Annotated in this window: 25 protein-coding genes; 12 read left to right on the forward strand and 13 right to left on the reverse strand. The window is 65.7% G+C overall.

All coding sequences use genetic code 11. The features are described 5' to 3' along the window. Positions 1–109: 109 nt before the first annotated feature. Entirely contained in the window at positions 110–1,000 is an 891-nt protein-coding gene (locus J2W49_RS19650) for a hypothetical protein (RefSeq protein WP_310320285.1), read from the reverse strand. Between the two features lie 445 nt (positions 1,001–1,445). Continuing rightward, positions 1,446–2,270, reverse strand: coding sequence for a hypothetical protein (locus J2W49_RS19655; protein ID WP_310320286.1), 825 nt, complete (start codon positions 2,268–2,270; stop codon positions 1,446–1,448). An 834-nt stretch (positions 2,271–3,104) separates the two neighbouring features. On the opposite strand from J2W49_RS19655, the gene J2W49_RS19660 reads away from it, so the two are divergent. Together J2W49_RS19660 and J2W49_RS19665 are read left to right on the forward strand one after the other, a co-directional pair. Next, complete coding sequence (locus J2W49_RS19660) at positions 3,105–3,590, forward strand: hypothetical protein (RefSeq protein WP_310320287.1); 486 nt, start codon at positions 3,105–3,107, stop codon at positions 3,588–3,590. After that, positions 3,527–4,588, forward strand: a complete 1,062-nt coding sequence (locus J2W49_RS19665) for a hypothetical protein (protein WP_310320288.1) — start codon at positions 3,527–3,529, stop codon at positions 4,586–4,588. Before J2W49_RS19660 ends, J2W49_RS19665 begins: the two co-directional genes overlap by 64 nt. 184 nt (positions 4,589–4,772) lie before the next feature. On the opposite strand, the gene J2W49_RS19670 is transcribed toward J2W49_RS19665, so the two are convergent. After that, positions 4,773–5,690 (reverse strand): DMT family transporter, encoded by a 918-nt coding sequence (locus tag J2W49_RS19670; RefSeq protein WP_405001055.1) that lies wholly within the window; start codon positions 5,688–5,690, stop codon positions 4,773–4,775. 166 nt (positions 5,691–5,856) lie between these two features. After that, a complete protein-coding gene (locus J2W49_RS19675; RefSeq protein WP_310320290.1) occupies positions 5,857–6,906 on the reverse strand; it encodes a LysR substrate-binding domain-containing protein in 1,050 nt (349 codons plus the stop codon). A 117-nt stretch (positions 6,907–7,023) separates the two neighbouring features. Here J2W49_RS19675 and J2W49_RS19680 point away from each other — a divergent pair, with 117 nt between their 5' ends. Then, positions 7,024–7,542: a DUF2917 domain-containing protein gene (locus J2W49_RS19680; RefSeq protein ID WP_310320292.1), complete on the forward strand. Its 519-nt coding sequence runs from the start codon at positions 7,024–7,026 to the stop codon at positions 7,540–7,542. Positions 7,543–7,613: 71 nt separating this feature from the next. Here J2W49_RS19680 and hutC read toward each other — a convergent pair whose 3' ends face one another. Further along, complete coding sequence (hutC, locus tag J2W49_RS19685) at positions 7,614–8,315, reverse strand: histidine utilization repressor (protein WP_310320294.1); 702 nt, start codon at positions 8,313–8,315, stop codon at positions 7,614–7,616. 122 nt (positions 8,316–8,437) lie between these two features. Between hutC and J2W49_RS19690 the strand changes: the two genes are divergently transcribed. The 5 genes from J2W49_RS19690 to hutG are packed head-to-tail and all read left to right on the forward strand — an operon-like array spanning position 8,438 to position 15,234. After that, a complete protein-coding gene (locus J2W49_RS19690; RefSeq protein ID WP_310320296.1) occupies positions 8,438–9,787 on the forward strand; it encodes a YjiH family protein in 1,350 nt (449 codons plus the stop codon). Between the two features lie 39 nt (positions 9,788–9,826). Next, complete coding sequence (gene hutU / locus J2W49_RS19695; RefSeq protein ID WP_310320298.1) at positions 9,827–11,527, forward strand: urocanate hydratase; 1,701 nt, start codon at positions 9,827–9,829, stop codon at positions 11,525–11,527. Between the two features lie 8 nt (positions 11,528–11,535). Further along, positions 11,536–13,071: a histidine ammonia-lyase gene (hutH, locus tag J2W49_RS19700; protein ID WP_310320300.1), complete on the forward strand. Its 1,536-nt coding sequence runs from the start codon at positions 11,536–11,538 to the stop codon at positions 13,069–13,071. A 4-nt stretch (positions 13,072–13,075) separates the two neighbouring features. After that, entirely contained in the window at positions 13,076–14,284 is a 1,209-nt protein-coding gene (gene hutI / locus J2W49_RS19705) for an imidazolonepropionase (protein WP_310320302.1), read from the forward strand. After that, positions 14,281–15,234 carry a formimidoylglutamase gene (gene hutG / locus J2W49_RS19710; protein ID WP_310320304.1) on the forward strand — a complete coding sequence of 318 codons (954 nt, stop codon included), beginning with the start codon at positions 14,281–14,283 and terminating at the stop codon, positions 15,232–15,234. Before hutI ends, hutG begins: the two co-directional genes overlap by 4 nt. 53 nt (positions 15,235–15,287) lie before the next feature. Here the strand turns inward: hutG and J2W49_RS19715 are convergent, their stop codons facing one another. Continuing rightward, the gene (locus J2W49_RS19715) at positions 15,288–15,647 is read right to left on the reverse strand and encodes a TfoX/Sxy family protein (protein WP_310320306.1); all 360 of its coding nucleotides are present in this window, start codon (positions 15,645–15,647) and stop codon (positions 15,288–15,290) included. A 174-nt stretch (positions 15,648–15,821) separates the two neighbouring features. Here J2W49_RS19715 and J2W49_RS19720 point away from each other — a divergent pair, with 174 nt between their 5' ends. Both J2W49_RS19720 and J2W49_RS19725 read left to right on the forward strand, forming a co-directional pair. Beyond that, on the forward strand, positions 15,822–16,418 hold the full coding sequence (locus tag J2W49_RS19720) for a TetR/AcrR family transcriptional regulator (RefSeq protein WP_310320308.1): 597 nt from the start codon (positions 15,822–15,824) through the stop codon (positions 16,416–16,418). A gap of 168 nt (positions 16,419–16,586) precedes the next feature. Next, on the forward strand, positions 16,587–17,567 hold the full coding sequence (locus J2W49_RS19725; protein ID WP_310320310.1) for an MBL fold metallo-hydrolase: 981 nt from the start codon (positions 16,587–16,589) through the stop codon (positions 17,565–17,567). A gap of 127 nt (positions 17,568–17,694) precedes the next feature. Here J2W49_RS19725 and J2W49_RS19730 read toward each other — a convergent pair whose 3' ends face one another. Beyond that, a complete protein-coding gene (locus tag J2W49_RS19730; RefSeq protein ID WP_310320312.1) occupies positions 17,695–18,111 on the reverse strand; it encodes a PKD domain-containing protein in 417 nt (138 codons plus the stop codon). A 239-nt stretch (positions 18,112–18,350) separates the two neighbouring features. Between J2W49_RS19730 and J2W49_RS19735 the strand changes: the two genes are divergently transcribed. Further along, a complete protein-coding gene (locus J2W49_RS19735) occupies positions 18,351–19,622 on the forward strand; it encodes an anion transporter (RefSeq protein WP_310320313.1) in 1,272 nt (423 codons plus the stop codon). Positions 19,623–19,838: 216 nt separating this feature from the next. Here the strand turns inward: J2W49_RS19735 and J2W49_RS19740 are convergent, their stop codons facing one another. The 6 genes from J2W49_RS19740 to J2W49_RS19765 all read right to left on the reverse strand — a co-directional run bounded on the left by J2W49_RS19740 (position 19,839) and on the right by J2W49_RS19765 (position 24,862). Next, positions 19,839–20,585 (reverse strand): amino acid ABC transporter ATP-binding protein, encoded by a 747-nt coding sequence (locus tag J2W49_RS19740; RefSeq protein WP_310320315.1) that lies wholly within the window; start codon positions 20,583–20,585, stop codon positions 19,839–19,841. Next, positions 20,572–21,222 carry an amino acid ABC transporter permease gene (locus tag J2W49_RS19745; RefSeq protein WP_310320316.1) on the reverse strand — a complete coding sequence of 217 codons (651 nt, stop codon included), beginning with the start codon at positions 21,220–21,222 and terminating at the stop codon, positions 20,572–20,574. Before J2W49_RS19745 ends, J2W49_RS19740 begins: the two co-directional genes overlap by 14 nt. 144 nt (positions 21,223–21,366) lie before the next feature. Beyond that, the gene (locus J2W49_RS19750) at positions 21,367–22,035 is read right to left on the reverse strand and encodes an amino acid ABC transporter permease (protein WP_310320319.1); all 669 of its coding nucleotides are present in this window, start codon (positions 22,033–22,035) and stop codon (positions 21,367–21,369) included. A gap of 180 nt (positions 22,036–22,215) precedes the next feature. After that, complete coding sequence (locus J2W49_RS19755) at positions 22,216–23,007, reverse strand: transporter substrate-binding domain-containing protein (protein WP_310320321.1); 792 nt, start codon at positions 23,005–23,007, stop codon at positions 22,216–22,218. After that, the gene (locus tag J2W49_RS19760) at positions 23,004–23,762 is read right to left on the reverse strand and encodes a GntR family transcriptional regulator (protein WP_310320322.1); all 759 of its coding nucleotides are present in this window, start codon (positions 23,760–23,762) and stop codon (positions 23,004–23,006) included. The genes J2W49_RS19755 and J2W49_RS19760 overlap by 4 nt, the downstream gene beginning before the upstream one ends. A 179-nt stretch (positions 23,763–23,941) precedes the next feature. Next, positions 23,942–24,862 carry a DUF6279 family lipoprotein gene (locus tag J2W49_RS19765; protein ID WP_310320324.1) on the reverse strand — a complete coding sequence of 307 codons (921 nt, stop codon included), beginning with the start codon at positions 24,860–24,862 and terminating at the stop codon, positions 23,942–23,944. Here J2W49_RS19765 and glmU point away from each other — a divergent pair. Next, positions 24,861–26,258, forward strand: a complete 1,398-nt coding sequence (glmU, locus tag J2W49_RS19770; RefSeq protein ID WP_310320326.1) for a bifunctional UDP-N-acetylglucosamine diphosphorylase/glucosamine-1-phosphate N-acetyltransferase GlmU — start codon at positions 24,861–24,863, stop codon at positions 26,256–26,258. The two genes, J2W49_RS19765 and glmU, sit on opposite strands and share 2 nt — an antisense overlap. Positions 26,259–26,271 lie beyond the last annotated feature (13 nt).

The following is a 26,271-nucleotide window of genomic DNA, read 5'->3' on the forward strand; positions in this document are numbered from 1 at the left end:
AAAGTAACGGACATGATGCGCTCAGCTCATCACGCTTCGATGCTTCGATGTATTGCCATGCGCCAGGCGAAATGGCATTTGACCGACGAGGATCGCGCACTCGTGGACGTCATCGTCCGGGAGGCTTCAGGAAGATGGCCTCGACATGCACGTCGTTCCCGGTCCCTGACAGGTTGGCAAAGAACTTGCCCGTGTCGCGAAACTCGAGGCTGGTTCCATGAAACGGCTCCCGGATGGTCAGATGCATCTTGCCGCTGGATTCCCTCACGTTGTCCAGCATCACAACGTGGCTGCCCTTGCTGAGGATGCAGGGCCCCATTTCCTCAATCTTTTTCCCCAGGTCGCGCCACGCCTGTTTCCGGCTGGGATGGGCCGTTCCCAGAAGGCCCTTCTTGTAGTTCATGCGATGCGCTACCAGCACGGGCGTCCGCCCGGTCTCGTATTGCAGGGAATCCATGATGTCCGACATTTCGCGTCGCCGCCCGGGTTGTGACGTTGGCTGGTAGGTGCGGGCATTCCCCAGATCCAGGTGCCCTTGATCGAGCAGCATCATCAGCTCGCAGGCACTGGTGCAGTCGCGAAAGCCGGGTTGCGGGACGAGTACCCGCCCATTGGGCATCGGGTATCCCTTGAAGGCGTCACCGATCTGCACTGGACTGACGGCATGGCCGTTCACCTCGAACCCCGCATGCCTTCCATCGCCGGACAGCTTGATCCCGCCGATGTGCCTGGTCACGTACTCGGCGGGAACGTCGTAGATGAGGCCCTGGTTGACCTGATTCCGGTAGTTCTGGCTGGAGTCTTCGGCGGGCGGGAAGCGCCGAACGCCCCCGTCGCTGCAGCGAACCATGGGCTCGGCACGCATCCCCCACTTGACGTTCGGCGCCTGAGCGTAGGCAGAGACGGGGTCGTCGTACATTGCGCCGACGATCCTGTTCATTCCTTCGAAACCGCTGAATTCGGTGGGGGAGTACAGCGGTTTGTGCGTTTCGTGCGCCATCACGGGAGACGGGGGAGGCATGCTGCTTGCGGATGCTCTGTCCCTGGCCGCACCCGTGTGCGGGTCGCCCAGCGCTGCTGTCCGGCGTCGCATGCCAGCCTCGGGCGCGGCGCTCGTCCTTTCGCGTCGGTCAGGGGGCAGGCCTTGCGGCCACTGCTGATCAAACGAGGGGGCAGAGGGAAGCTGTCCGACGGGTGCTGCAGCGTCCGGCCCGCCAGATGTGCTTCGGCTTGAGGTCTGAGTGGCCGGGTTGTTGCTCAGCCTGAAATCCATGGAACGCCTTGGTGGGTTTGCTGCTGTTCCTGCGGGACTTCACCGCAGCACACCATGTTCGCCAAGTGCCAGGCGAAGCCCAAGACGGAACGCTGCATTCGGGTCCTTGCCGGCGCATCGGGCATGGAGCTGCCGCCGTTCCGGTAGGGCATCGTGCCTGCATGGGAAGCATTCATGAGTTCGCACCGAAAAGGCGATTGAGGCCAGAGATCACAGGGCCGACCGTGATGTTGAAGGCCATGTTGCCCAGGTTTGCCGCCGCCATGCGGAGCATGGTCTTGCCATAAGCGGCCGAAGCCGCAGTACGGGCCTCAAGGGCCGCAACCGTTGCGGGGTCGGTTTCGCCCAGCTGAGCCTTGAGTTGCTCGTGAACGGTCTCGGTCGACCGAGACAGCGCTGTCAACTGCTCCTTGACGACTTCCCTGTTGGCACGAAGCTCGGCCACGGGCATCTGGGCGACAGCCTGCGCGGTGACGTTGCAGGCTTCTTTGAGCTGGTTCAGGTGCGGAGCCAGCATGGCCGCGCGCTGCTGGGGTTCCAGTTGCAGGGCGCTCGCAAGATCCAGCTTCGTCGCTTCGACCAGTTGTGCTGAAGCGGATGTCACGGCTTCGAGCCGTTTCCCCAGCTCTGGAAACGGCATGGCCGATCCGCTCGGCGTGGGGTCGGACATGACGCCCACGAGGCGTGCGGTCTGCGTTGCGAGGCTGCGGTACGCCGATGGCAGCGACTCGAAGCTGTCCTTGGCCCTTTGCTGCAGCATGCCCAGGCCACCCGCGTTGAGAAGGCTGGTGACTTCGCTCAGTTGGGTGTTGACCTGAGATGTTGAGCTCGCGGGAAGCGGCAGCAAATTGAGCCGCGGCGGCATGTCGGAAGTCGACCCACGCGGGCGCAGATCACCGACGGGCAGGGACGCGGGGCTGCCTGCGGTGCCACTGGTGGAGCCAGTGTTTTGAATTTCGTTTGGCGTGATGCCAGTCCCTGTACTGTTGATTCTCATGGAAAGAATGGTAGCGAGCGCTGCAAGGAATGGAAACCTTGCACGCTGGTGACTGCAACGGTGTTTTCGCTCGATCGTGAATCACTTCGCCTGCCTCTCGGGTGCTGATCGAGGACATTGCAAAGTTCATCTGCGGCTCTCGGTGGCCTCAATCAATTGCAAGTGGTTGCCGGCGCTTCGCACCCAAAGAGAGATTGCAGTATTGGGTTCGCGATCAGGCATTGCTTGTCAGCTGAGCACAAGGGAGAGAAATGAATCAGGACTGGAGCCGCTACGGCAACCCAGGCGCCAATGCGCGCTGGCAGCAGCCTGGGAGGGCGCCAACAGGCGCTGAGGCGCCGGGTGCTGCGCTGCCGGAGATCGCGGGAGGGAACCGCCTCGGTCCGAGCGAGCGCTCGCGCGTGGCCGAAGCCGATACCAGCCTTGTGCCGCGAACGGCTGTGCTGCTGAACTTCGGAGGGGCGGTCCGTCCGTTGGCTGATCAAGCGGCACTACAGGCGGCCCCCGCCTCGGCAGACGCCATCCGGCGGATGGCCAGGTCGGCGATGCGCGCACAGGTGAGGACACTTCCACCCCTTGATCCTGCAAAGAGCCAGGAGCCTCACGAGGATGATGCGCCGCTCATCGAACGAGCGCAGGCGGGGTTGAAGGCGGCAAATCCTCCCGTTCCGCGCCAAACGAGCGGGAACATCTTGCGCGCGCTGACTGCGTTCCGCGCCTGGCTCAAGGCCCCCTCGCTGCCCGGCTGCACGATGGCACGGTGGGGCATGAGTTGGATCTGTTCGCAAAAAGGGGAGTTCCTCGTTCAAGAGAGTCAGGATTGCGCTGAATGCAATGGCCAAGATGTTCCCGCCGGAAGACCCCGGTGTGACGTTCGGGCGGATCGGGCACCAAGCGTTTGTCAATGCCTTGGGTACGCTCGCGCTTGCACGGGACATCAGCGTGGAGAACGCGGCGATCAAAGTCGGCGCCAACGTGGACGACCTGCTCGTGTTTCTCGATGCCCGGGCCAACGAAGGATTGACCGAAGCCGGGCGCACGTTGGTGCAGACGTTCGACGGCCGTGCGCTCCAGGCGGCCACGGCCAACATCGCGATGCGGCAGCAGGCGATGGTTTCACGAAGATGGAAACATCAAGCACAGAGGTCATATCCATGGTTTCTCCTCTCAAATCACTGCTTCGCTGCTTTGGCCAGCAAGGCGCTTCGGTGCCGGAGCGTCCGGCTCAGCAGGAGCACCCCCAACGCTCGATCACGATGGACAACGAGCAATGGGGCAGCTTGCTCAACAGGCGCAGCGACGACCTGGCCCGTGAGCTGAACAGTCTGCAACGGCCACGGCAGAACGTGATCTCCCCGGCGGACCAGCGCCTGCTGGGCTACACGATGGGGCGTGCCGTCGACGCAAGGCCGGTCGAAGGCGCTGACCTGGAGCGGCTGCGCCAGTGCAACGAGACCGTGGAGCAGACCCGCAGCCTCCTGAGCCTGGGACGGGGCAATGTCGCGCCCGACATCCAGGCATCCGGCGGAGCGAGCACACGGCACGCCGAGGCGGGGCGCCGCGTGACAGGGTTGGCGATGCAAAAGCACAATCTCGAATCGTTCTCCATGGCCAGGGCCGTGTCCGCGATCCAGGCACAGGCGGGCAACTGCAACGAGCACGCCGTGCTGGCGACGCACCTGCACGCCGGCGAGTTGCAGCCCGGCGAGACGGTGCACTCGGCGACGCACAAGGTGGCGGATCACGCGTGGGCCGAGCTGCGTGACCAGCAGGAGCCGCAACGTCATGTGGTGATGGACCCGTGGGGCTTCGGGCCTGCCGTGTTCGCGCAGGACGGCGAGTTCACGGCAAGCCGCAAGAGAGTGAAGAGCCAAGAATCCTATGACGCAGCCAGCGGACGGCGAGCTTACGAGGCGGTGGTGCGCGCCAGCAGGCACCAGCCAGGCGTGATGGGCGGGGAATTCCAGAAAGCGCTGCGGAGTCTGGGGGCCGACTATCAGTACAACCAGAACAAGATATTCGCCCCGACGCCTGTCATCAGCCAAGCGTTCTCTCACCGGGTGCTGGAGAAGATGGCCGAACCGATCGACCCGGCGAAGCTGGACGCCACCTCTCGTAAAGCAGGCACTTCCAAGGCAAGAGGAAAGCAGCCGCTGGAGACCGCTAAGGCGCCCGACCCAGAACAGCTCGCGCGGCAGAGAGAACTTTGCAACGCAATCAATGCCGTAGGTGTTGCAAGACGCCTGGGCAATGGGGTGATGGCCAGCGTCGAGATGGCTCCCGGCATTGAGGACGCTGCCAGGAAACTGCGCGGTTGACCGCGTGGAGGCATTTTTTTCGCACCCAATGCACGGCATGGGGCTCTGCTTGAGGCTTGAAGTTGGATGCAGCTCAGAGTGCAGAGTGGCCCGGTCAGTGAACCGCCCCGGCTACTGACGATGTCGGGCAAGCGGCTGCTCTTGGCCGGGCGGATGAAGCCGGGAAGGGCCCAGGGTGGAAAGTTCAGGGGCGCTCGGCCGTGGCGTGCACTTCGGTGATGCGTTTTTCCCTGCGCACCAGGTAAAGGCCGCTGGCGACCACAATGGCGGCGCCCAGCCAGGTGTGGGAGGCGGGAAGGCTTTGCCAGATGAGCCAGTCGAGCCCCACACCCCAGGCCAGGGCGGTGTATTCAAACGGGGCCACGGCAGAAGCCTGACCGTGGCGGAAGGCTTCGGTGATGGCGAGCTGGCCACCGAAGCCGGTGATCGCCAGGGCCAGCAGCAGCGCTGCGTCGTCGGGCCGGATGGCCACCCAGTTCGGCAGCGCCAGCGCACCCGCGCCGAACGACATCATCACCATCATCCAGAGGATCAGGCTTTCGCTGCTGTCGGTGCGGCTGGCCAGGCGGCCGGCGATGGCGGCCACGGCGTAGCAAAAAGCCGCACCCAGCACGGCCAGGCCACCGACGGTCACGAAGCTGGTCTGCAGGGCGTCGCCGCTGGGGCGCAGGGCAATCAGCACGCCCACAAACCCGATGCCGATGGCCCACCAGTGGGCCGGTGGCACGCGTTCCTTGAGCACGGGCACCGACAGCGCCGTGATCAGCAACGGCGCAATGAAAAACAGCGTGTAGGCGGCAGACAGAGGCAGATCGCGCACGCCCCGCGTGAACAGGGCCAGCATGGTGATACCGAGCACGCCGCGCAGCAGGTGCAGCGGCCAGCGCACCCGGCGAACGGTGTGCCAGGTGCCGCGCCAGGCGATGTACAGCAGCACCAGTGGCAGCGCGGTCAACCCCCGAAGTGCTGCAATCTGCAGCACCGGGTAGCGGGCCGACAAGGTCTTGAGCACCGCGTCCATGAGCGCAAAAAATCCCACGGCAGCCAGCATGAAAACAATGCTGCGCAGGTTGCCGGAGGCGTGTTGGGAGGGCATGCTCATGAGAACGAAGTAAAAGACGCGAAATCTGCCAGAAGGAAGCTGTGCGTGACGGTGCCAAACAGGGTTCGTGTGAGGAGACCGCTATCCAGCACACGCCGAAGATCCGGCTCCGCCGGTCCAAGGCGTGGTCCCCCTGGGGGGGAAGCCGCACAGCGGCGCAGGGGGGTTAGTCGATGTCATCGACCGTGTCCGGGTCGGGCACGTCGCCAATGGCCTGGCGCGTCAATGCGGCTTGTTCCAGCAGCCAGTCATAAAAGGCTTTCACCTCGGGCCGCTGCATGCTGCGCTGAACCGGCAGCAGCCAGTAGACCAGGGGTGAGTCGATGCGTGTGTGTGGCAAGGGCTCCACCAGATCGCCGCAGGCCAGACTCTCGGCCACCAGCGGCAGCCGTGCCAGTGCCACGCCTTGCCCGGTGAGCGTGGCCTGAACGATCTGGTGGGCGTAGTTGAAATAGAGCCAGCGCTTGGGTGTGAGTCGCGCCTTCGCGCCAGCGCCGCGCAGGCGCGACTTGCCCACCGTGGCAGGTGTGCTGGCGTTGGCGGCCTTGGCGGCCTGTTCGTCGATCCAGCGCTGCCAGGTCAGCCATTCCAGGTGGCGGGTGCGGTGGGCATCGCCTGCCTCGATCAGGGTGAGTTGCGCCAGATCTTCCACTTTCTCGATCCGGTGTTCCCGCAGCAGCCACGGACTCACCACGGGCGTGAGCTGTTCGCCGAACAGACGCACCGCCTGGGGCGCCACGCCTTGCGGCACGGTGTAGCGCAGGGCCATGTCCACGTCCGCGGTGGCGAGGTCGACCTGTGTGTCAGAAGTGTCGATGCGGATGTCGATGTCCGGGTGGTCGCGCTGGAAAGCTTCCAGCCGGGGGATCAGCCACATGGAAGCGAACGATGCCCAAGTGGTCACGGTCACGCTCTTGCGCCCCGCGCTCTGCCGGATCTGGCGCACCGCCGCATCAATGCGTTCCAGTGCCATGCCGGCGGCGCGCAGCAATTGCGAGCCTGCGCTGGTGATTTCCACCGCGCGTGTGTGGCGCAGAAACAGCGTCACGCCCACCTCGTCTTCCAGCGCCTGGATCTGCCGGCTGACCGCGCTCTGGGTCAGCGAGAGCTCGTCGGCCGCGGCGCGAAAGTTCAGGTGCCTGGCAACGGCGTCAAAAGCCCGCAGATGCCCCACCGAGATCGGGCGGGAGCGCGGCAGCCGGTCGTTGGGTTGCATGGTGGTGATGCCTTCATTGATGCGGAAACGGAATGAATAGCATACCGCCATTTCATTGGACGAAGCGGCGTGCAAGGCCGACCATATCAACCTGTTCCACTGTCTCAGGAGTCCACCATGTCGTACCTTCCAGCCTTTTCTTCTGCCATTGCAGCCTGCTCGAAGATCCGTACCTGCATGGCTGGCGCGTGGTCTTTGGACCATGGTCGCGCACTGGCGCTGAAGCCTGCGCAGCTGACGGAGCTGCGCATCCTGCGTGGCCATGTGTGGGTGACGATGGGTGATGCCCTCCAGCCGTCGGCGTCCGTCGGGCAACACGTGGCGGGCGACCTGTTTCTGTACGCGGGCGATGTGTTGCAGGTGCCGCGGGGCGCGCACCTGGTGATGGAGTCCATGGATTCAGCGGCCGAGCCTGCCGTGCTGTTCGACTGGGTCGAGCGGCCGGACCCGGTGTTGCATGCACGGCCCGGCCGCTTCAGCCGCGAGGTGCTGGCGCCCGGACTGGAAATGGCCCAGGCGCTGCGCCAGGCTGCGCTGGCGTTCACCCGCCTGGTGCGGGGGCTGCTGGGCTATGGCGAGTTTCTGGTGGCAGGGCGCGGCAGGGTGCTGTCGCGGTTTGAAGGCAACCCGCCCTGAACGCGCACTGAAGGCAAGGCCGAACCAGCCCCTCGCGGCGCGCGCAGGGGCGGAGACTGAACGGCATCACCTCAGAACTGGCCCGTGAACCGGTAGCGGGAGGCCGGGTGCCACAGGGCAGCCACAGAGGCCACCTGTCCCATGGAGTGCGTCTGGCGATGCAGCACCAGACAGGGCTCGTGCGCGGCCATCTGAAGCAGCTCACCCACCTCGGGCGGTGGTGAGACCGCTTCGATGGCGAACTCCACGCCTTGCAGGGGCGCCACGCGCATCAGGTAGGCGTTGGGTGTCTGGGTGGCGAAGTCCTGCGCCAGGTAGTCAGGCGCCACGCCAGGGTTCACGTAGCGATCTTCCACCTGAATGGGGGCGTCGTTCTCGAAGTGCACCACCACCGAGTGGAACAGCGGCGCGCCGGGTTTGAGCCTGAAGCGCCCCGCCAGCGCATCGGTGGCCTTGCAGCGCTCCAGGCGCTGCAGTTCGCTGCGGTGCCGGTGACCACGCGCGGCGATCTCGTCAGCGATGTTGCGGATATCCACCAGCGTCGACTGGTACTTCTGCTGCGCCACAAAAGTGCCCGAGCCCTGCACCCGCTCCACGATCTGCTCGTTGCCGAGTTCGCGCATGGCGCGGTTGACGGTCATGCGCGAGACGCCGAATTCAAGCGCCAGCGCTTCCTCGGTCGGAATGGCATCGCCTTCCTTCCAGACGCCACGGTGGATCTGCGCCAACACGTGGTCCTTGATCTGCTGGTAGGCCGGAACAGAGGCGGTCATAGGGTTTTCACGGATGTCGATGGCGTCTGATTGTATTGACGTGATAAATCCTGTCCACCGATAATGTATATACAACTTGATGACTTCATGTTGAATATGTACCTACCAATTGTGGAGCGACCATGAAAGACCTCTCCCTGGAGACAAGCACCACGCGCAGCCCGCGCGCCCTCAGCCTGCTCAAGCTGCTGCTGCTCAGCAGCGTGGGCGTGTTCCTGTTCTTCGTACAGGTCGATCTGGGTGGTCGCAGCACCATCCTGGTGGACCACCTCAGCGGCTACCTGGTGCGTGAGCAGCGCACGCTGGCAGTGGTGTTCATCGTCGCACTGATGGTCTACGGCGCGCTGCGTCCGCTGTTGGACGGCAGCTGGCGGCGCGGCTGGGGCGTGGCCCTGTTCACCGCCATCAAGTGGCTGGGTCTGGGGCTGGCGGGCATCCACCTGGCGAACCTGACACCCGAGTGGGCCAACCAGAAGGACATGCTGCCTTTCCTGTTCGAGCGGCTGGCCCTGTCGGTGGGTGTGCTCATTCCGATCGGTGCGCTGGCGCTGACCTTCCTGCTGGGCTTCGGGCTGCTGGAGATCATCGGCGTGCTGCTGCAGCGCGTCATGCGCCCGCTGTTCCGCACGCCCGGCCATTCGGCACTGGACGCAGTGGCCTCCTTCGTGGGAAGCTACTCGGTCGGCCTGCTGGTCACAAGCAAGATGTACGCGCAGGGCAAGTACTCGGTGCGCGACGCCGCCATCATCGCCACCGGGTTTTCCACCGTCTCGGCCACCTTCATGGTGGTGGTCGCGCGCACGCTCGGGCTGATGGAGCACTGGGGCTTCTACTTCTGGGCCACGCTGGTTGTCACCTTCGCGGTGACCACCATCACCGCCTACCTGCCACCCATTGCCGGTATCGCACACCGCGACGCCGCGCCCGAACCGGCCGACGGCCAGGGTCGCCTGGCCCGTGCGCTGGACGCCGGTGTCGCTCGCTACGAATCGCGCGAACCCCTGACCATCATGTTGTGGAACAACCTGCTGGACGGCCTGCGCATGTCGGCCACCGTGGTGTCCAGCATCCTGGCGGTCGGCTTCATCGGCATCTGCCTGGCCAAGTTCACCCCGGTGTTCGAATGGATCGGCCTGCTGCTCAAGCCCGCGCTCATGCTGGCCGACGCCATGCTGGGCACCACCGGCGCTAGCGCTGCGAGCGGGGCCTTCGCCTCGGGCCTGGCCGAGATGTTCCTGCCCGCCATCCTGCTCAAGGACGCCGAGTTCGCCGTTCGCATGTTGGCTGCCATCGTCTCGGTCAGCATGGTGCTGTTCCTCTCCGGCTGCATTCCCTGCATCCTGGCCACCGGCATTCCGCTGCGGTTCTCGCACCTGCTCATCGTCTGGCTGCTGCGCACCTTGCTGAGCATCGTGCTGGGCGCCGCCGTCATTGCACTGGCCCTGTCCGCAGGCTGGCTGCCCACCCCCTGACCATCCACCTCATTCACGCCCTCACGCAAGGAGCCCCCCATGACCTCCAACACCGACCCCCGCCTGGACCCCACACGTGTCATCTGCGCCCCGCGCGGCAACACGCTGACTTGCAAGAACTGGATCGCCGAGGCCGCCTACCGCATGATCCAGAACAACCTCGACCCCGAGGTCGCCGAGAACCCGCAGCACCTCGTGGTCTACGGTGGCATCGGCCGCGCCGCGCGCGACTGGGCCTGCTTCGACCAGATCCTGGCTTCGCTGAAAGACCTGAACGACGACGAAACCCTGCTGGTGCAGTCGGGCAAGCCGGTGGGCGTGTTCAAGACGCACAGCAATGCCCCGCGCGTGCTGATCGCCAACAGCAACCTGGTGCCCAAGTGGGCCACCTGGGAGCACTTCAACGAACTCGACCGCAAGGGTCTGTTCATGTACGGCCAGATGACCGCCGGCAGCTGGATCTACATTGGCAGCCAGGGCATCGTGCAGGGCACCTTCGAGACCTTCGTCGAGGCCGGCAAGCAGCACTACAACAACGATCTGTCCGGCAAATGGATCCTCACCGCCGGCCTCGGCGGAATGGGCGGCGCGCAACCCCTGGCCGCGACGCTGGCCGGCGCCTGCTCGCTCAACATCGAGTGCCAGCAGAGCAGCATCGACTTTCGCCTGCGCACGCGTTATGTGGACAAGCAGGCGCGCGACATCGACCACGCGCTGGAACTTATCAAGGAGCACACCGCCAAGAAGGAAGCCGTCTCCATCGCCCTGCTGGGCAACGCAGCCGAGGTGCTGCCCGAGCTGGTGAAGCGCGCCCAGGCCGGTGGCATCAAGCCCGACCTGGTGACCGACCAGACCTCGGCCCACGACCTCATCAACGGCTACCTGCCCGTGGGCTGGAGCGTGGCGCAGTGGAAGGCCGCGCAGAAGGACCCGGCGCAACACGCCCGCCTGGCCGCCGAAGCTGCCCAGGGCTGCGCGGTGCACGTGCAGGCCATGCTGGACTTCCAGAGCATGGGCATTCCCACGGTGGATTACGGCAACAACATCCGCCAGGTCGCGTTCGACCAGGGCGTGAAGAACGCGTTTGATTTCCCCGGCTTTGTGCCGGCCTACATCCGCCCCATGTTCTGCGAGGGCAAGGGCCCGTTCCGCTGGGTGGCGCTCTCGGGCGACCCGGAAGACATCTACAAGACCGACGCCAAGATCAAGGAGCTGTTCCCGAACAACCACCACACCCACCGCTGGCTCGACATGGCACGCGAGCGCATCGCCTTCCAGGGCCTGCCCGCGCGCATCTGCTGGCTCGGCCTGGGCGAGCGCCACATCGCCGGCCTGGCCTTCAATCAGATGGTGAAGAGCGGCGAGTTGAAGGCCCCTATCGTGATCGGCCGCGACCACCTCGACACCGGCTCGGTCGCCAGCCCCAACCGCGAGACCGAGGCCATGAAAGACGGCACCGACGCCGTGAGCGACTGGCCGCTGCTCAACGCCCTGCTCAACACCGCCGGCGGCGCGAGTTGGGTCAGCCTCCACCACGGTGGTGGTGTGGGCATGGGGTATTCGCAACACGCGGGCATGGTGATCGTGGCCGACGGCACCGACGCCGCGGCCGAGCGCCTGGCGCGCGTGCTGGTGAACGACTGCGGATCGGGGGTGATGCGCCATGCCGATGCGGGCTACGAACTGGCCATCGAGACCGCGAAAAAACAGGGCTTGCAACTGCCGATGCTGCGCGGATGATACGAACCATGTTCCACACACTCACGCTCCAACCCGGCCAGATGAGCCTGGCCGATCTGCGCACCGTCTGGCAGCAGGCCGTGCACATTCAACTCAGCGAAGACGCAGAGGCCGGTATCCAAGCCTCGGCGGCGGCCATCCAGCAAATCGTGGACAAAGGCGATGCCGCCTATGGCATCAACACCGGCTTCGGCAAGCTCGCGAAGACGCGCATTCCTGACGACCAGCTGGAGCTGCTGCAGCGCAACCTGATCCTGTCGCACTCGGTGGGTACCGGCGAGCCCATGAGTGACGCCACGGTGCGACTGGTGATGGTGATGAAGGCCGCCAGTCTGGCGCGGGGCTATTCGGGCGTGCGCCCGGTGGTCATCGACACGCTGCTGGACGTGCTCAATGCCGGCATCGTGCCTTGCATTCCGGTCAAGGGTTCGGTAGGCGCTTCGGGCGACCTCGCGCCACTGTCGCACATGACGCTGGCGCTGATGGGCGAAGGCGAGGTGCGCGTGGACGGCGAGTGGGTGCGCGCGGGCGCAGCGCTGAAGAACGCGGGCATCACACCGCTCACGCTGGCGGCCAAGGAAGGCCTGGCGCTGATCAACGGCACCCAGGTGTCCACCGCACTGACGCTACACGGCCTGTTCATGGCCGAACGGCTGCTGGAAGCCGGCACAGTGACCGGTGCCCTGTGCGTGGACGCGGCCAAGGGCAGCGATGCACCCTTCGATCCGCGCATCCACGCGGTGCGGGGCCAGCCCGGCCAGATCGCCGTGGCCGCTGCCACGCGCGAACTGCTGGCGGGCAGCCAGATCCGCCTCTCGCACCTGGACAACGACGAGCGGGTGCAGGACCCCTACAGCCTGCGCTGCCAGCCGCAGGTCATGGGCGCCTGCCGCGACCTCATCGCCAACGCCGCGCGCACCCTGCTGACCGAAGCCAACGCCGTGACCGACAACCCGCTGGTGTTCACCGACACCCAGGAGGTGCTCTCGGGCGGCAATTTCCACGCCGAGCCGGTGGCCTTTGCCGCCGACACGCTGGCGCTGGCCATCGCGGAAATCGGTGCCTTGTCCGAGCGCCGCATCGCCTTGCTGATCGACAGCACACTCTCGGGCCTGCCAGCGTTCCTGGTGGACAACCCGGGCATCAACAGCGGCTTCATGATCGCCCACGTCACGGCTGCCGCGCTCGCCTCGGAGAACAAGTCCCACGCCCACCCGGCCAGCGTGGACAGCCTGCCCACCAGCGCCAATCAGGAAGACCACGTGAGCATGGCCACCTACGCCGGCCGTCGCCTGGCCGAAATGGCCGACAACACCGCCACCATCCTGGGCATTGAATGGCTGGCCGCCGCACAGGGGGTGGACTTTCACCGCCCGCTGGCGACCTCGGCACGCCTGGCCAAGGCCCACGCCACGCTGCGCGCGCGCGTGCCTTTCTACGATCGCGACCGCCTGTTCGCGCCCGACATCGAAGCCGCCCGCGTGCTGGTGCAGCAAGGACGCGCCAGCGAAGGCAACCACGACGCGCTGGCCGCGCTGTGGTGACGTCATGACCATCCGACGCCTTTGGCGCAACGCCCGGCTGGCCACGCTGGCCGGCACCGACTGGGGCTTGATAGAGCAGGGCGCCATCGTCACCGAGGGCGAGCACATCGCCTGGGTCGGCCCTGAGTCTGCCTTACCTGCCACGCGGGGCGCCACCGAAGAACACGATCTCGGCGGCGCGCTGCTGACGCCCGGCCTGGTCGATTGCCACACCCATCTCGTCTATGGCGGACGCCGGGCCGACGAAGCCGAGATGCGACTGAACGGTGCCAGCTATGAATCCATCGCGCGTGCGGGCGGCGGCATTCTGTCTACCGTGCGCGCCACCCGCGCCGCCAGCGAAGCCGAGCTGTTTGACCAGGCCGCCGCGCGCGCCCAGACGCTCATGGACCAGGGTGTAACGACGCTGGAAATCAAGTCCGGCTATGGCCTGACGCTGGAGGACGAAGCGCGCTGTCTGCGCGTGGCACGCCGGCTGGGGCAGGAGCGCTTGCTGTCGGTGCGCACCACTTTTCTGGGCGCCCACGCGCTGCCGCCTGAATACCAGGGTCGGGCCGACGACTACATCAGCGCCGTGTGCGACTGGCTGCCCCAGCTGCACGCCCAGGAGCTGGTGGATGCCGTGGACGTCTTCTGCGAAACCATCGGCTTTACGCCCGCGCAGACGCGGCGCGTGTTCGAGGCGGCGCGCACGCTCCAGCTGCCCGTCAAGCTGCATGCCGAGCAGCTGTCTGACCAGGGCGGGGCGGCGCTGGCCGCGTCTTACGGCGCGCTCTCTTGCGACCACCTGGAGCACCTGAGCCCCGCCGGCATTGCCGCCATGAAAACCAACGCCACGGCAGCGGTGCTGCTACCCGGCGCCTTCTACATGCTGCGCGAAGCCCGGCTGCCACCGATTGCCGCGTTGCGCGAAGCCGGTGTGCCCATGGCGGTGGCCACCGACCACAACCCCGGTACTTCGCCCGCGCTGTCGTTGCCCCTGATGGCCCACATGGCCTGCACCTTGTTCCGCCTCACGCCGCTGGAAGCGGTGCGGGGGATCACGGTGCACGCAGCAAAGGCGCTGGGCCTGCACGACCGGGGCACACTGGCGGTCGGCCAGCGCGCCGACTTCGCCGTGTGGGCACTGGAACACCCCAACGAACTCACTTACTGGTTCGGCCACAACCCGTGCCGTCGTGTGGTGGTGGCCGCACAGGAGCGCAGCACATGAATGCCCTCGTCTGGCAAGGTCGCGACGACCCGGAAGAAGTCGGTGTCAGCACCCGTTGGCACCATCACGTTCAGCCCTTCGGGCCCGCCTCGACCGGCGGCGTGGCCTTGATGGGTTTTGCGGTCGATGAAGGTGTGCGCCGCAACGCCGGTCGCGTGGGCGCGGCCGACGGCCCGCGTGCGCTGCGGGGCGCCCTGGCGGGCCTGCCCGTACTGGGCGAACCGGCGCTCTGGGACGCGGGCGATGTGACCTGCCCGGCCGGCACCGCAGAGGGCGCTCTCGAGGCCGCACAGGATGCGCTGGCCCAGCGCGTGGCCGCCGCCATTGCCCAGGGCTGCCTGCCACTGGTGCTGGGGGGCGGGCACGAGGTGGCCTGGGGCACGTTCCAGGGCATCGCCCGCGCGCGGCCTGATCTGCGGCGCATCCTGATCGTCAACTTCGATGCCCATTTCGACCTGCGCATGGCCGCCCGAGCCAATTCCGGCACGCCGTTTCGCCAGATGGCAGAGTGGTGCCAATCCAGCGGCCGCCCCTTCTGCTACCACGTGCTGGGTATCAGCCGCTATGCCAACACACAGGCTCTGTTCGACCGCGCCAAGGCGCTGGGCGTGCGCCATGTGCTGGACGACGCGCTGCAGTCCGAAGGGTATGTGGCCGAGGCCCGCGAAGCCTTGCTGCAAGATCTGGCCGACTGCGAGGCGGTCTACCTCACGGTCTGCCTGGATGTGCTGCCCGGCGGTCAGGCGCCTGGGGTCTCTGCTCCGGCGGCGCTGGGCGTGCCGCTGGCCCATGTGCAAACCCTGATGAACACGGTGCTCGCCTCGGGCAAGGTGCTGGCGGCCGATGTGGCCGAACTCAACCCCGGCCTGGACCGCGACGGCCTCACGGCCCGGGTGGCGGCCCGGCTGGTGGCGCGCATCGCACGCGCTGTGCAGCAAGGGCTGGCCTGATTCTGCCGGGGTACCTACGGCGCGGCATGCGGCGCAAGGCCGGCGCGCGCGTCTCAGGCAGATGACCGTTTGGGCTTGCGCGCAGCCACCGCCGCCTCCAGCGCCAACCGCGCCCAGGGCAGCATGAGGGCGGGCGATTCGAGCGCTTCATCCGGCGGCGTGTGGTAGTGCAGCTTCATGGTCTTGCCCTTGGCCTCATAGACAAAAGGCATCGCACCGACAGCCAGCCACACCGGTTCGGTGGACGCATTGGTCTTCAGGTACAGCGTGTCCCAGGCAATGAGGCCGATGTTCATGCCGTCGGTGGAGATGCCCCAGCCACCAAACATGCGCTTGGCCACACAAGGCCCCACGCCGGAGAGCAACTCACACGCATGCAGCACGAACGGGTCGGTGACGGGTTTGGCGGGCATGGGTGGATCGTAGACGTTGATCAGCCAAGTTGCCAAGGCCGAGAGGAGGCGAACAACTGTTCCGGAGCGCAGTGCCTGTTCCAGAGATACCGTGGAGCCGGCTCTGCCGGTCCACTGGTATCGCCCCCTTGAGGGGGTGACGCCGAAGGCGGCGCGGGGGTGGGACAATTCTTCATGGCCCGCCCCAAATCCGCTACCCACGACCTCAAGCGCGAACAGATCCTCGACGTGGCAGCCCAGTGCTTCGCCCGGCAGAGCTTTCCCGCGGCCAGCATGAACGACATTGCGACCGCCTGTGGCACCAGCAAGGCCCGGCTGTACCACTATTACGAGAGCAAGGAAGCGATCCTGTTCGACTTGTTGGACCGCTACACCCAGCGCCTGCTGGCGTTGATCGGTGAGTCCGAGGCGCGGGCACAGCGCAAGAACCTGAACGAGCGCGACGCCCTGAGCGAACTGGTGCGTGCCTTTCTTGCCGAATACGAAAGCTCGGCCACACGCCACGTGGCCCTGGTGTCAGACACCAAGTTTCTGGGCGAGGTGCAGCGCGAGCTGATCCTGAACCGCCAGCGCGATGTGGTGGCGGCTTTCACACGGTTCTTGCGTAGGGCGTACCCTGAGCGTGTCACGCCGGTGAACCAGACGGCACTGACCATGATGCTGTTCGGGATGATCAACTGGACCTTCACCTGGCTGCGGCCCGACGGACCGCTGAGCTACGCCGCGTTCGCCGACGAAGTGGTGGCCGTGCTGGAGCGGGGGTTGGGTTGACGCCCCAGCCGATTCGTGGTGCTTGATGCGTGATTTCCCGCGCCGGAACGGGCCACCGCAAGTCGACCGGATTGTGGGGTTTTTATTTACTTATGTGTAATTGATTTCGTTTAGGTAAAATTCCGGCGGTTGCAGTTTGCGCATTGTTGCCACACACAGGAGACCCCCATGAGCAAAGCCTTCGCCTCCCAGGCCGACCTGGAAGACAAAAAAACCACCTTCGAACAGCTCAGCCCGCACTGCTGGGCCTACACCGCCGAGGGCGACCCGAATTCCGGCGTCATCATTGGCGACAAGTTCATCATGGTCAGCGACGCCACCGCCACCCCGGCCATGGCGCAAGACCTGATCAAGCAGATCCGAACGGTCAGCGACAAACCCATCAAGTACGTGCTGCTCACCCACTACCACGCGGTGCGGGTGCTGGGTGCTAGTGCCTACCTGACCGAAGGCGCCACCGAGGTCATCGCCAGCCGAGGCACCTATGAATTGATCGTGGAGCGCGGCGCGCAAGACATGCAGAGCGAAATGGAACGCTTCCCGCGCCTGTTCCGGGGCGCCGACAGCGTGCCCGGCCTGACTTGGCCCACCATGGTCATCGGCGACGGCAAGCCGGGCCGCCAGGGCAGCCTGGAAGTGGACCTGGGTGGCGTGAAGGTCAGCATCTGGCACCCGGGCCCGGGCCACACCCGGGGCGACACCATCGCCTGGGTGGAAGAAGAAAAGGTGCTGTTCAGCGGCGACCTGGTGGAATACGAGGCGGGCGTGTACACCGGCGATGCGCAGCTGGAAGAGTGGCCCGCCACCCTGGAAGCCCTGCGCGAACTGAAGGCCGAATTCATCGTGCCCGGCCGCGGCGAAGCCATGAAAGGCAATGCCGACGTGAACAAGGCGCTCGACTACACCCAGCGCTGGGTGACCACGCTGTTCCAGGCCGGCAAGGAAGCCGCCGCGGCCGGCATGGACCTCAAGACCGCCATGACCCACACCCGCAAGAGCATGGACCCGGTGTTTGGCCACGTGTTCATCTACGAACACTGCCTGCCGTTCGACGTGAGCCGCGCCTACGACGAAGCCAAGGGCATCAAGAACCCACGCATCTGGACGGCCGAACGCGACAAGGAAATGTGGGCAGCCCTGCAGAATTGAGGGCGCCACCCCTCCAGCGCTTCGCTTACAGGCTGCAAGGCGTTGATGCGAAGCGCCCAAAAAAAAGACCCGCCAAGGCGGGTCTTTTTTATGCGCCCATGAAGCGCGCGACGGAGCGGTCGGGCGATCAGGACTCTTCTGTGTCCGCGTCCGCGTCTGCGTCCTCGGTGTCATCTTCGTCGTCTGTGTTGCCGGTGGATTCATTCACCTTCACGGATTCGGTGGCGCTGCCTTTGCGGCCGGCGCTGTCGGTCACGGTCAGGGTCACCTTGAACGTGCCGGTGCGGGTGTAGGTGTGGGTCACCTTGGAGCCATTGGCGGTTTCGCCGTCGCCGAAGTCCCATTCGTACTTCACCGCCGTGGCGCCTTCGGGGTTGGCGTTGATCAGGGTGCCGGAGCCATCGAAAGTGACTTCTTCGTCGACCACCACCTTGGTGGGGTTCACCTCGATGATGGCGATGGGGTTACAGGCCGCGAGGAACAGCGCCATGGCGGCAATGAACAGGGCTTTCCAGAGGGTGGACGGACGGAGTGCGGTAGACATGGTGTGACAGCAACTGAAGAAAAGGGGCACCCCGCCGGTGGCGGGGTAGACGTCCGGACAATATAAACCTGTTTGGCAGCCCGTGGTGTGACGAATTGATGGCTGATTCCGGCCAGCCAGCCCGGCGGTCAGCGCAGGTGGTCCATCACGCTGCTTTGATACGATCCGGCGCACCCGGCTGGGCAATGCCGCTCTTCAACCCCCAGCGATCAACAGCCCCTTACGGGTCCATCCCTCCCATGCCCCATTCTGCGGACCTGCTCGGCCACCCCTCCACCGACTGGGCCATCGTCGCGGTCTTCGCCATCGTCTATCTGGGCATGTTTCTGGGCGGCTTGCCGCGCCTGAAGCTGGACCGCTCCGGCGTGGCCCTGCTGGGGGCCATTGCGGTGATCGCGCTGGCAGGCCTGCCCGTCGAGGACGCAGCCCGCGCCATCGACCTGCCCACCATCGTCCTGCTCTTCGCGTTCATGGTGGTGTCGGCGCAGATGCGGCTGGGCGGCTTCTACACGGCCGTGACGCGTCGGGTCGGCGCTCTGCCACTGTCCCGCGGTGCGCTGCTGGCAGCGCTGATCGGTGTGGCGGGATCGCTGTCGGCGGTGTTTTCCAACGACATTGTCTGCCTGGCCATGACGCCGGTGGTGGCCCGGCTGTGCCTGCATCGCAGGCTGAACCCGCTGCCGTTCCTGATCGGGCTGGCCTGCGCCGCCAACATCGGCTCGGCGGCCACACTCATTGGCAATCCGCAGAACATGCTCATTGGCTCGGTGCTTCAACTGCCGTTTGCGGGGTATGTGCGGCAGGCCGCGCCGCCGGTGCTGATCAGCCTGGCATTGCTGTGGGTGTGGCTGGCATTTGGGCCTGGGTCGAAGGCGGGGAGCCTTCCACCCAGCCAGGTCCCGGCGGGAGAGGGCGCGAACAACTTTGCCGCTGATGAGCCCGTGTTCGATGGGTGGCAGACCACCAAGGGTCTCCTCGTGGCCGCAGCGTTGCTGCTGATCTTTCTGTTCACCGACTGGCCGCGTGATGTGGCCGCGCTGGTGGGCGCCGGTGTGCTGCTGCTGAGCCGGCGTCTGCAGTCGGCCCGTGTCATGGGGCTGATCGACTGGCCGTTGCTTATCCTGTTCATGGGCCTGTTTGTGGTCAACCATGCGTTCGAGACCACCGGGCTGGCGGGTCAGGCCGTGGCCTGGCTGGGCACGCAGGGTGTGCACCTGGCCGACCCGGGGCCGCTGCTGGTGGTGGGTGCGGTGTTGTCCAACCTGGTGTCCAACGTGCCGGCAGTGATGCTGCTGCTGCCGCATCTGGGCGCCAGCGGCGAGCAGGCCGGCGTGATGCTGGCCCTGGTGAGCACCTTCGCCGGCAACCTGCTGCTGGTGGGCTCGATCGCCAACCTGATCGTGGCCGACCTGGCCCGCCAGCAAGGCATCGAGATTGACTGGAAACGCCACGCCATCACCGGCATTCCGGTGACGCTGGCTTCACTGGCTGTGGTGTGGGTGTGGGCATAGAGCGCTCCCCCCCTGCGCCGCTGACGCGGCTTCCCCCCTCTCTTGCGCGGCTTCGCCGCTTGGAGGGGGGACGCACCCAGTGGCCCGGCAGAGCCGGTTCCACGGGTGCCCTGGAAAAACTCCCCTTCGTTGGCGTTGCGTTCGGCGCTCTCCCCGGCGCCGCTGATGCGGTTTCCCCCTCGTTGCCTGGTCGCCTTGGCCGAAGTCCTGGGGAGCTCAATGGATCGATGACAGGAACTGCTGCAGTTCGGGGGTTTCCGGCGAGCCAAAGAGCTTGTCCGGTGGGCCCATTTCGTGCACGCGGCCCTGGTGCATGAAGATCACGCGGTCGCTCACCTTGCGGGCAAAGCCCATCTCGTGCGTGACCATCAGCAGCGTCATGCCTTCTTCGGCCAGCGACTCCACCACGCGCAGCACCTCACCCACCAGTTCGGGGTCGAGTGCGGACGTGATCTCGTCGCACAACAACACGCTGGGCTGCATGGCCAGGGCGCGGGCGATGGCCACGCGCTGTTGCTGACCACCTGAGAGTTGATCCGGGAACGCATCGAACTTTTCGCCCAGGCCCACCCGGGCCAGCAACTGGCGCGCACGCTCGGCTCCTTCGGCACTGCCGGTCTTTTTCACCAGGCTGGGCGCGAGCATCACGTTGCGGCCCACGCTCAGGTGCGGAAACAGGTTGAAGTTCTGGAAGATCATGCCCACGTGCTGGCGCAATTCACGCATGGCCGCAGCGTTCTTGTGCAGCAGGGGCTTGTCGTCCACGGTGAGGGCGCCGGCCTGGAACTCTTCAAGACCATTGATACAGCGCAGCAGCGTGCTTTTGCCCGATCCGCTCTTGCCGATGATGGCGATCACTTCGCCAGCCTTCACTTGCAGGTCGATGCCCTTGAGCACCTCGTTGCTGCCGTAGGACTTGCGCAGCTGCTGGATGTCGACGATGGTGCGTTCAGTGGTTGGCATGGAATTTTTTCTCCAGGGTGCGTGCGTACAGGCTCACGGGGAAGCACAGCGCGAAGTACATCAGTGCCACGCAGCTGTAGACCAGGAAGGGTGCGAAGGTGGCGTTGGTGATCATGGTGCCGGCCTTGGTCAGCTCCACGAACCCGATCACCGACGCCAGCGCCGTGCCCTTGACCACCTGCACCAGAAAGCCCACCGTGGGCGCAATGGCGATGCGTGTGGCCTGTGGCAGCACCACGTAGCGAAGCTGCTCGCCAAAGCTCAGCGCCAGGCTTTGCGCCGCTTCCCACTGGCCCTTGGGCACGGCGGCCACGCAGCCGCGCCAGATCTCCACCAGAAAGGCGCTGGTGTAGAGCGTGAGCGCCACGGCCGCCGCCGTCCAGGCGGAGGTTTCCAAACCGAACAGCGCCAGGCCGAAGTAGGCGAGAAACAACTGCATCAGCAAAGGCGTGCCCTGGAACAGCTGCACGTAGCCGCTCACCAGGGTTTCAGCCCCGGGCCAGCGTGCCGTGCGCGCCACCAGCAGCGCCAGTCCCACCAGGCCACCGCCAATGAAAGCGATCAGCGAAAGCGCCACCGTCCAGCGCGCGGCCAGCAGCAGGTTGCGAACGATGTCCCAAAGGGAAAAATCAACCATGGAAACACTCCAGCATCTGTTCTTCAGAGAAGCACGGGTGAGTACAACGGTGCCCCGTCCAGAGAGACCGCGGAACGGGCTTTGCCCGGCCGCTGGTCTCGTCCCCCCTGTGGGGGGAAGGCGCGAAGCGACGCAGGGGGGCGCTCACCGCCTTCCTCCAAAAAAGAAGCGAGGCCCGGCCCAGTTCAGCAACCCCCTCACGCCGATGGAGAGCAAGAGATAGATGGCCGTTGCAACGATGAAGGCCTCGAACGCGCGGAAGTTGCGGCTCTGGATCAAGTTGGCCGCGTAGCTGAGTTCCTGCGTGGAAATCTGCCCGCACACCGCCGAGCCCAGCATGACGATGATGATCTGGCTGGTCAGCGCGGGCCACACCTTCTTCAAAGCTGGAGGCAGCACCACATGCACGAAGGTCTGCACCCGGGAGAGCGCCAGGCTGGCTGCGGCTTCGATCTGACCCTTGGGCGTGGCCTGGATGCCAGCGCGGATGATCTCGGCCGCGTAGGCGCCCAGGTTGACCACCATGGCGATCACCGAAGCGGTCTCTGGCGTGAGCTTCACGCCCGCAGCTGGCAGGCCGAAGAACACGAAGAAGAGCTGAACGATGAAGGGCGTGTTGCGGATCAGCTCCACATACGCCCCCACCAGCCAGCGCAGCCACAACGGCCCGCTGCTGCGCGCCCAGGCGCACAGCGTGCCCACCACCAGGCCAATCACGGCGGAGATGGCGGTCAGGCCCAGCGTCCAGACCACGCCCTTGACCAGCAACGGCCATTGAGCGAGTACTGCCCAGAAGTCGAGTTCGATGCTCATGTGAGTTTCCTAGCCGATCAGACAGCTGTGCACAGAAGTGACATGTTGCGACCCGAGCAGCGGTGCGCGATCCGGCGCCGGGCCGCCCCAAGCCGGATCAGCCCCCTCGGGGGGCAGCGACCCGCGCAGCGGCGGAGCGTGGGGGCAAACCATCCCTGCGGCGGAGCGTGGGGGTCATGTTCAGGGGAGGGTGCCGGCAGGGCGACCCAGCCACTTCTTGGCCATGGCGTCGATGTCGCCCGAAGTTTTGGCGGCGGCGATGATTTCGTTCACCTTCAGACGCAGCGCGTCTTCACCCTTGGCCACGCCAATGAAGTTGGGGCTGTCTTTCAGCAGCACCTTGAATTCGGCACCCAGTTGCGGGTTGCGCTTGATCATGTTGTCGGCCACCGACACACCGGTGGCAATCGCCTGGGACTGGCCCGACACGAAGGCCGAGACGGTGGTGTTGTTGTCCTCGAAGCGCTTGATGTCGGCCGTGGGCGGCGCCACCTTGGTCAGCTCCTGATCTTCGATGGCGCCGCGCGTGACCGCCACCGACTTGCCCGCCAGGTCGGCGAAGCCGGTGATCGTCATGGACTTGGGTGCGTACACGGCCTGGAAGAACGGCGAGTAGGCGGCGGTGAAGTCGATCACGGCTTCGCGCTCAGCGTTCTTGCCCAGAGTGGAGATCACCAGATCGGCCTTCTTGGTCTGCAGGTAGGGAATGCGGTTGGCGCTGGTCACGGGCACCAGTTCCACCTTCACGCCCAGCTTGCTGCCGATGTAATTGGCCATGTCCACGTCCAGGCCCTGGGGCTTGAGGTCCACGCCCACAAAACCATAGGGCGGAAAGTCGGTGGGCACGGCGATCTTGATCAGCTTGTTTTTCATCACGCCGTCCAGCGCGGCTTGCGCGTGGGCGGTGCTCATGGCGCTGAGCGCGGCGAGCGAGATGGTGCTGGCCATCAACAGGCGTTTGGTGAATGTCATAGCAGGGCTCCTAGGTAGGTTTCAGGGGGTGGTTGGGAGGGATCGGGTGGGGTGGCGCGCCGTGAGCGGCCGCTGCCCGGGGTGGCTTCGCGCAAGGGCGCCAGGGCGTCGCGCAGGCCGGCCAACGGGTCGTTCGCCGGGGCCAACCGCAAAGCCGCCTGCACCTGGCCGATGTGCGCTTCCATGAGTTGCTCGGCGGCGGCGGTGTCGCCGCGCTCCAGCGCTTCGACGATGGCCACATGGTCCTGGCACGACTGCACGGCGTCGTGGGTGGACTGGTAGAGCATGGCAATCAAGGTGGTGCGGGCCGTGTAATCGCGCAGCGTGTCGGCCAGCAACTGGTTGCCCAGGCACTCGGCCAGGCACACGTGAAAGTCGCCCAGCAAATAGCTGCGCTGGCCCACGTCGCTGCCCTTGAGCGCGGCCTGCTCCTGCTTCAGGTGCTGGCGCAGGCGCTTCAGGCTGGGCTTGTCGATGCTTTGTGTGCGGCGGATCAGCCCGGTTTCGATGACGCGGCGCGCCTCGAAGGCTTCGCGGGCTTCGTCGTGCGAGGGCTGCACCACGTACCAGCCGCGTCGCGAACTCACGGTGACGATGCCGCGTGCCGCCAGGCGCACCAGCGCCTCTCTCACCAGGGTGCGGCTGCAGTCAAACAGGATGGACAGGCTTTGTTCGCCCAGGCGGGTGCCGGGTGCCAGGCGCTGGGCCAGCACGGCTTCAATGATGCGTTGGGCGATGTCGACGGAGCTGACCATGAATGAACCTTTGAAAGCTCTCCATGCGAGATCCGTGCCACCTCCATATCAGCCTTGTATACAACGAATGTGCGTCAAAGTTGTGCGCGCCAAGCGAGTTCATGCCACCGCGTGCACCAGCAGGCGGCGGTTTTTCAGCTCAGATGTGCCGGTTTGGTGCCCGGCTGGTGAACCGCTGGTCAGTCCCGGGAGGCCAGGCTGACCACGTCGGCTTCGTAGCCCTTGAGCGCATTGACCGCGTTGGCGCGCTGTTCGGGCGTGGTGCTGTTGTGCAGGGCCGCAAACTGTGCACAGCCGTGCTGCACCAGCCGAGCACTGTATTCAGGGTAGCCGGGCGTGGGTGAACGGCTGATGCGCGCCACGTGCTCGCGCACTGCCTGTTCTGCGATGGCGGGGTTGGCTTGCAGTTCACGCACCGTTTTCAGCAGGTCGGCTTGGCGGCGTTCACGTTCGGCCTGGGTGCGTTCGGGGTCCCAGGGTGAACGGCGCAGCTGGTCGCGCAGCAGCTCGCGTTGCGCGGCCGTCAGAGCGCCATAAAAACGCTCGCTGCGTTCGACGGCTTTCTTCAAACGTTTGTCCAGGGCCTGTTCACGGTCGGGCCGAAGGTGGTCCTTGGCGAATTCTTCGTTGCTCTTGGCCTGGCGCCGTTGCAGGTTCGCGAGCTGGTCTGCGTCCAGTTGCAGGGCCATCTTGGCCATGGGCGCGACCATGCGCTCGGCGGCCGCGTCGATGCGTTGGCGAATGGCCTCGAACTCGGTGCAGGCTTGAGCCGGTGTGATGTCGCGTTGTGCCAGGGCCTGCCAGGCCTGCAGCCTCTGCGAGTACATGGGCAGCTCGTTGCGGCGGTGCCACTCGAAGAACGCGCCGATCTTGCTGCGCACTTGCGGTGTCTGGTCGCTGGTGAAATCGATGTGATCGTCAAGCCACCAGTAGGTGAGGTTGGGCGCCTGGTTGTAGGCCAGCCGGGCGGTGCTGCAGGCGACCAGGCCCAGCGTGAGCACCACGGCAGCGCTGCCGACCCAGAACCTGCGGGCGATAATCCTCCGCTTGATGGCGCTGGCAAGAACGCCGCGCATTTTGTCCCCGAAAGAGGTGCTCATGTCGTTCCCTGTGGATGTGGTGGTGATGGCGGCCGGCAAAGGCACGCGCATGAAGAGTCAGCGACCCAAAGTGTTGCACCGATTGGGAGGGCGCGCACTGGCCCAGCACGTGATCGACCGCGCCGTGCGGTTATCGGCGCGTTCGGTGGTTGTGATCACCGGCCATGGCGCCGAGCTGGTGGAACAAGGGCTGAGCGTGTCTGACGGCGCGGCGCTGCGTTTCGTTCGGCAGGAACCCCAGCTCGGCACGGGTCATGCGGTGCAGCAGGCGGTGCCGCTGCTGGCGGACGACGGCGTGGTGCTGGTATTGAACGGCGACGTGCCGCTGATCGGTCAGGAAGCGCTGCAAGCGCTGCTGCAGGCCTGTGCCGGCAAATACCTGACCTTGCTGAGCGTGGACACCGGTGCCGATGCCACCGGCTATGGCCGCATCGTTCGCGGCGACGATGGTTCGGTCCGCGCCATCGTTGAACACAAGGATGCCGACGCCACGCAGCGACGCATCACCGAGTGGTACAGCGGCGTGATGGCGGTGCCCGCTGACGTGCTCAAGCCGCTGCTCGCCGAACTCGGCAATGACAACAGCCAGGGTGAGTACTACCTGACCGATGTGGTGAAGCACGCGGTGGCGCGTGGCCTGCAGGTGCAAGCCATCACCACCAGCGACGAGGTGCAGGTGGCCGGCGTGAACAGCCCGGTTCAACTGGCCGAGCTGGAGCGTGCCTACCAGCGCCGCCTGGCCGAAGCGCTGATGGAACAGGGCGTGCGCCTGGCTGATCCGGCGCGGCTGGATGTGCGGGGTGAGCTGATGTGCGCGCCCGACGTGGAGATCGACGTGAACTGCGTGTTCGAAGGGCGCGTCAAACTCGGCGAGGGCGTGCGCATTGGCGCCAACTGCGTGATCGCCAACGCGGCCATCGACGCGGGTGCGGTCATTCATCCGTTCACCCACATTGACGGCGAAAAGCTGGGTGTGTCTGTGGGCCGCGGTGCGCTGGTGGGGCCGTTTGCGCGGCTGCGGCCCGGTGCCCAGCTGGGTGCCGAGGTGCACATCGGGAATTTTGTTGAAGTGAAGAACTCGACCCTGGCCGATGGCGCCAAGGCCAACCACCTGGCCTACCTGGGCGACACCACGGTGGGGGAGCGGGTGAACTACGGTGCCGGCAGCATCACCGCCAACTATGACGGTGCCAACAAACACCGCACCGTCATCGAGGCCGACGTGCATGTGGGGAGCAACTGCGTGCTGGTGGCGCCGGTGACGATTGGTGCGGGGGGCACGGTGGGCGCCGGATCCACGGTGACCAAGGACACCGCCCCCGGCAGCCTGACTGTGGCGCGAGGCAAGCAGATCAGCCTGCCCAACTGGCAGCGACCGGCCAAGCAAAAAAACTGAAAGTGCGAAGAAG

It is taken from the genome of Hydrogenophaga palleronii, from assembly GCF_031457455.1.
Taxonomy (GTDB): Bacteria; Pseudomonadota; Gammaproteobacteria; order Burkholderiales; family Burkholderiaceae_C; genus Hydrogenophaga; species Hydrogenophaga palleronii_A.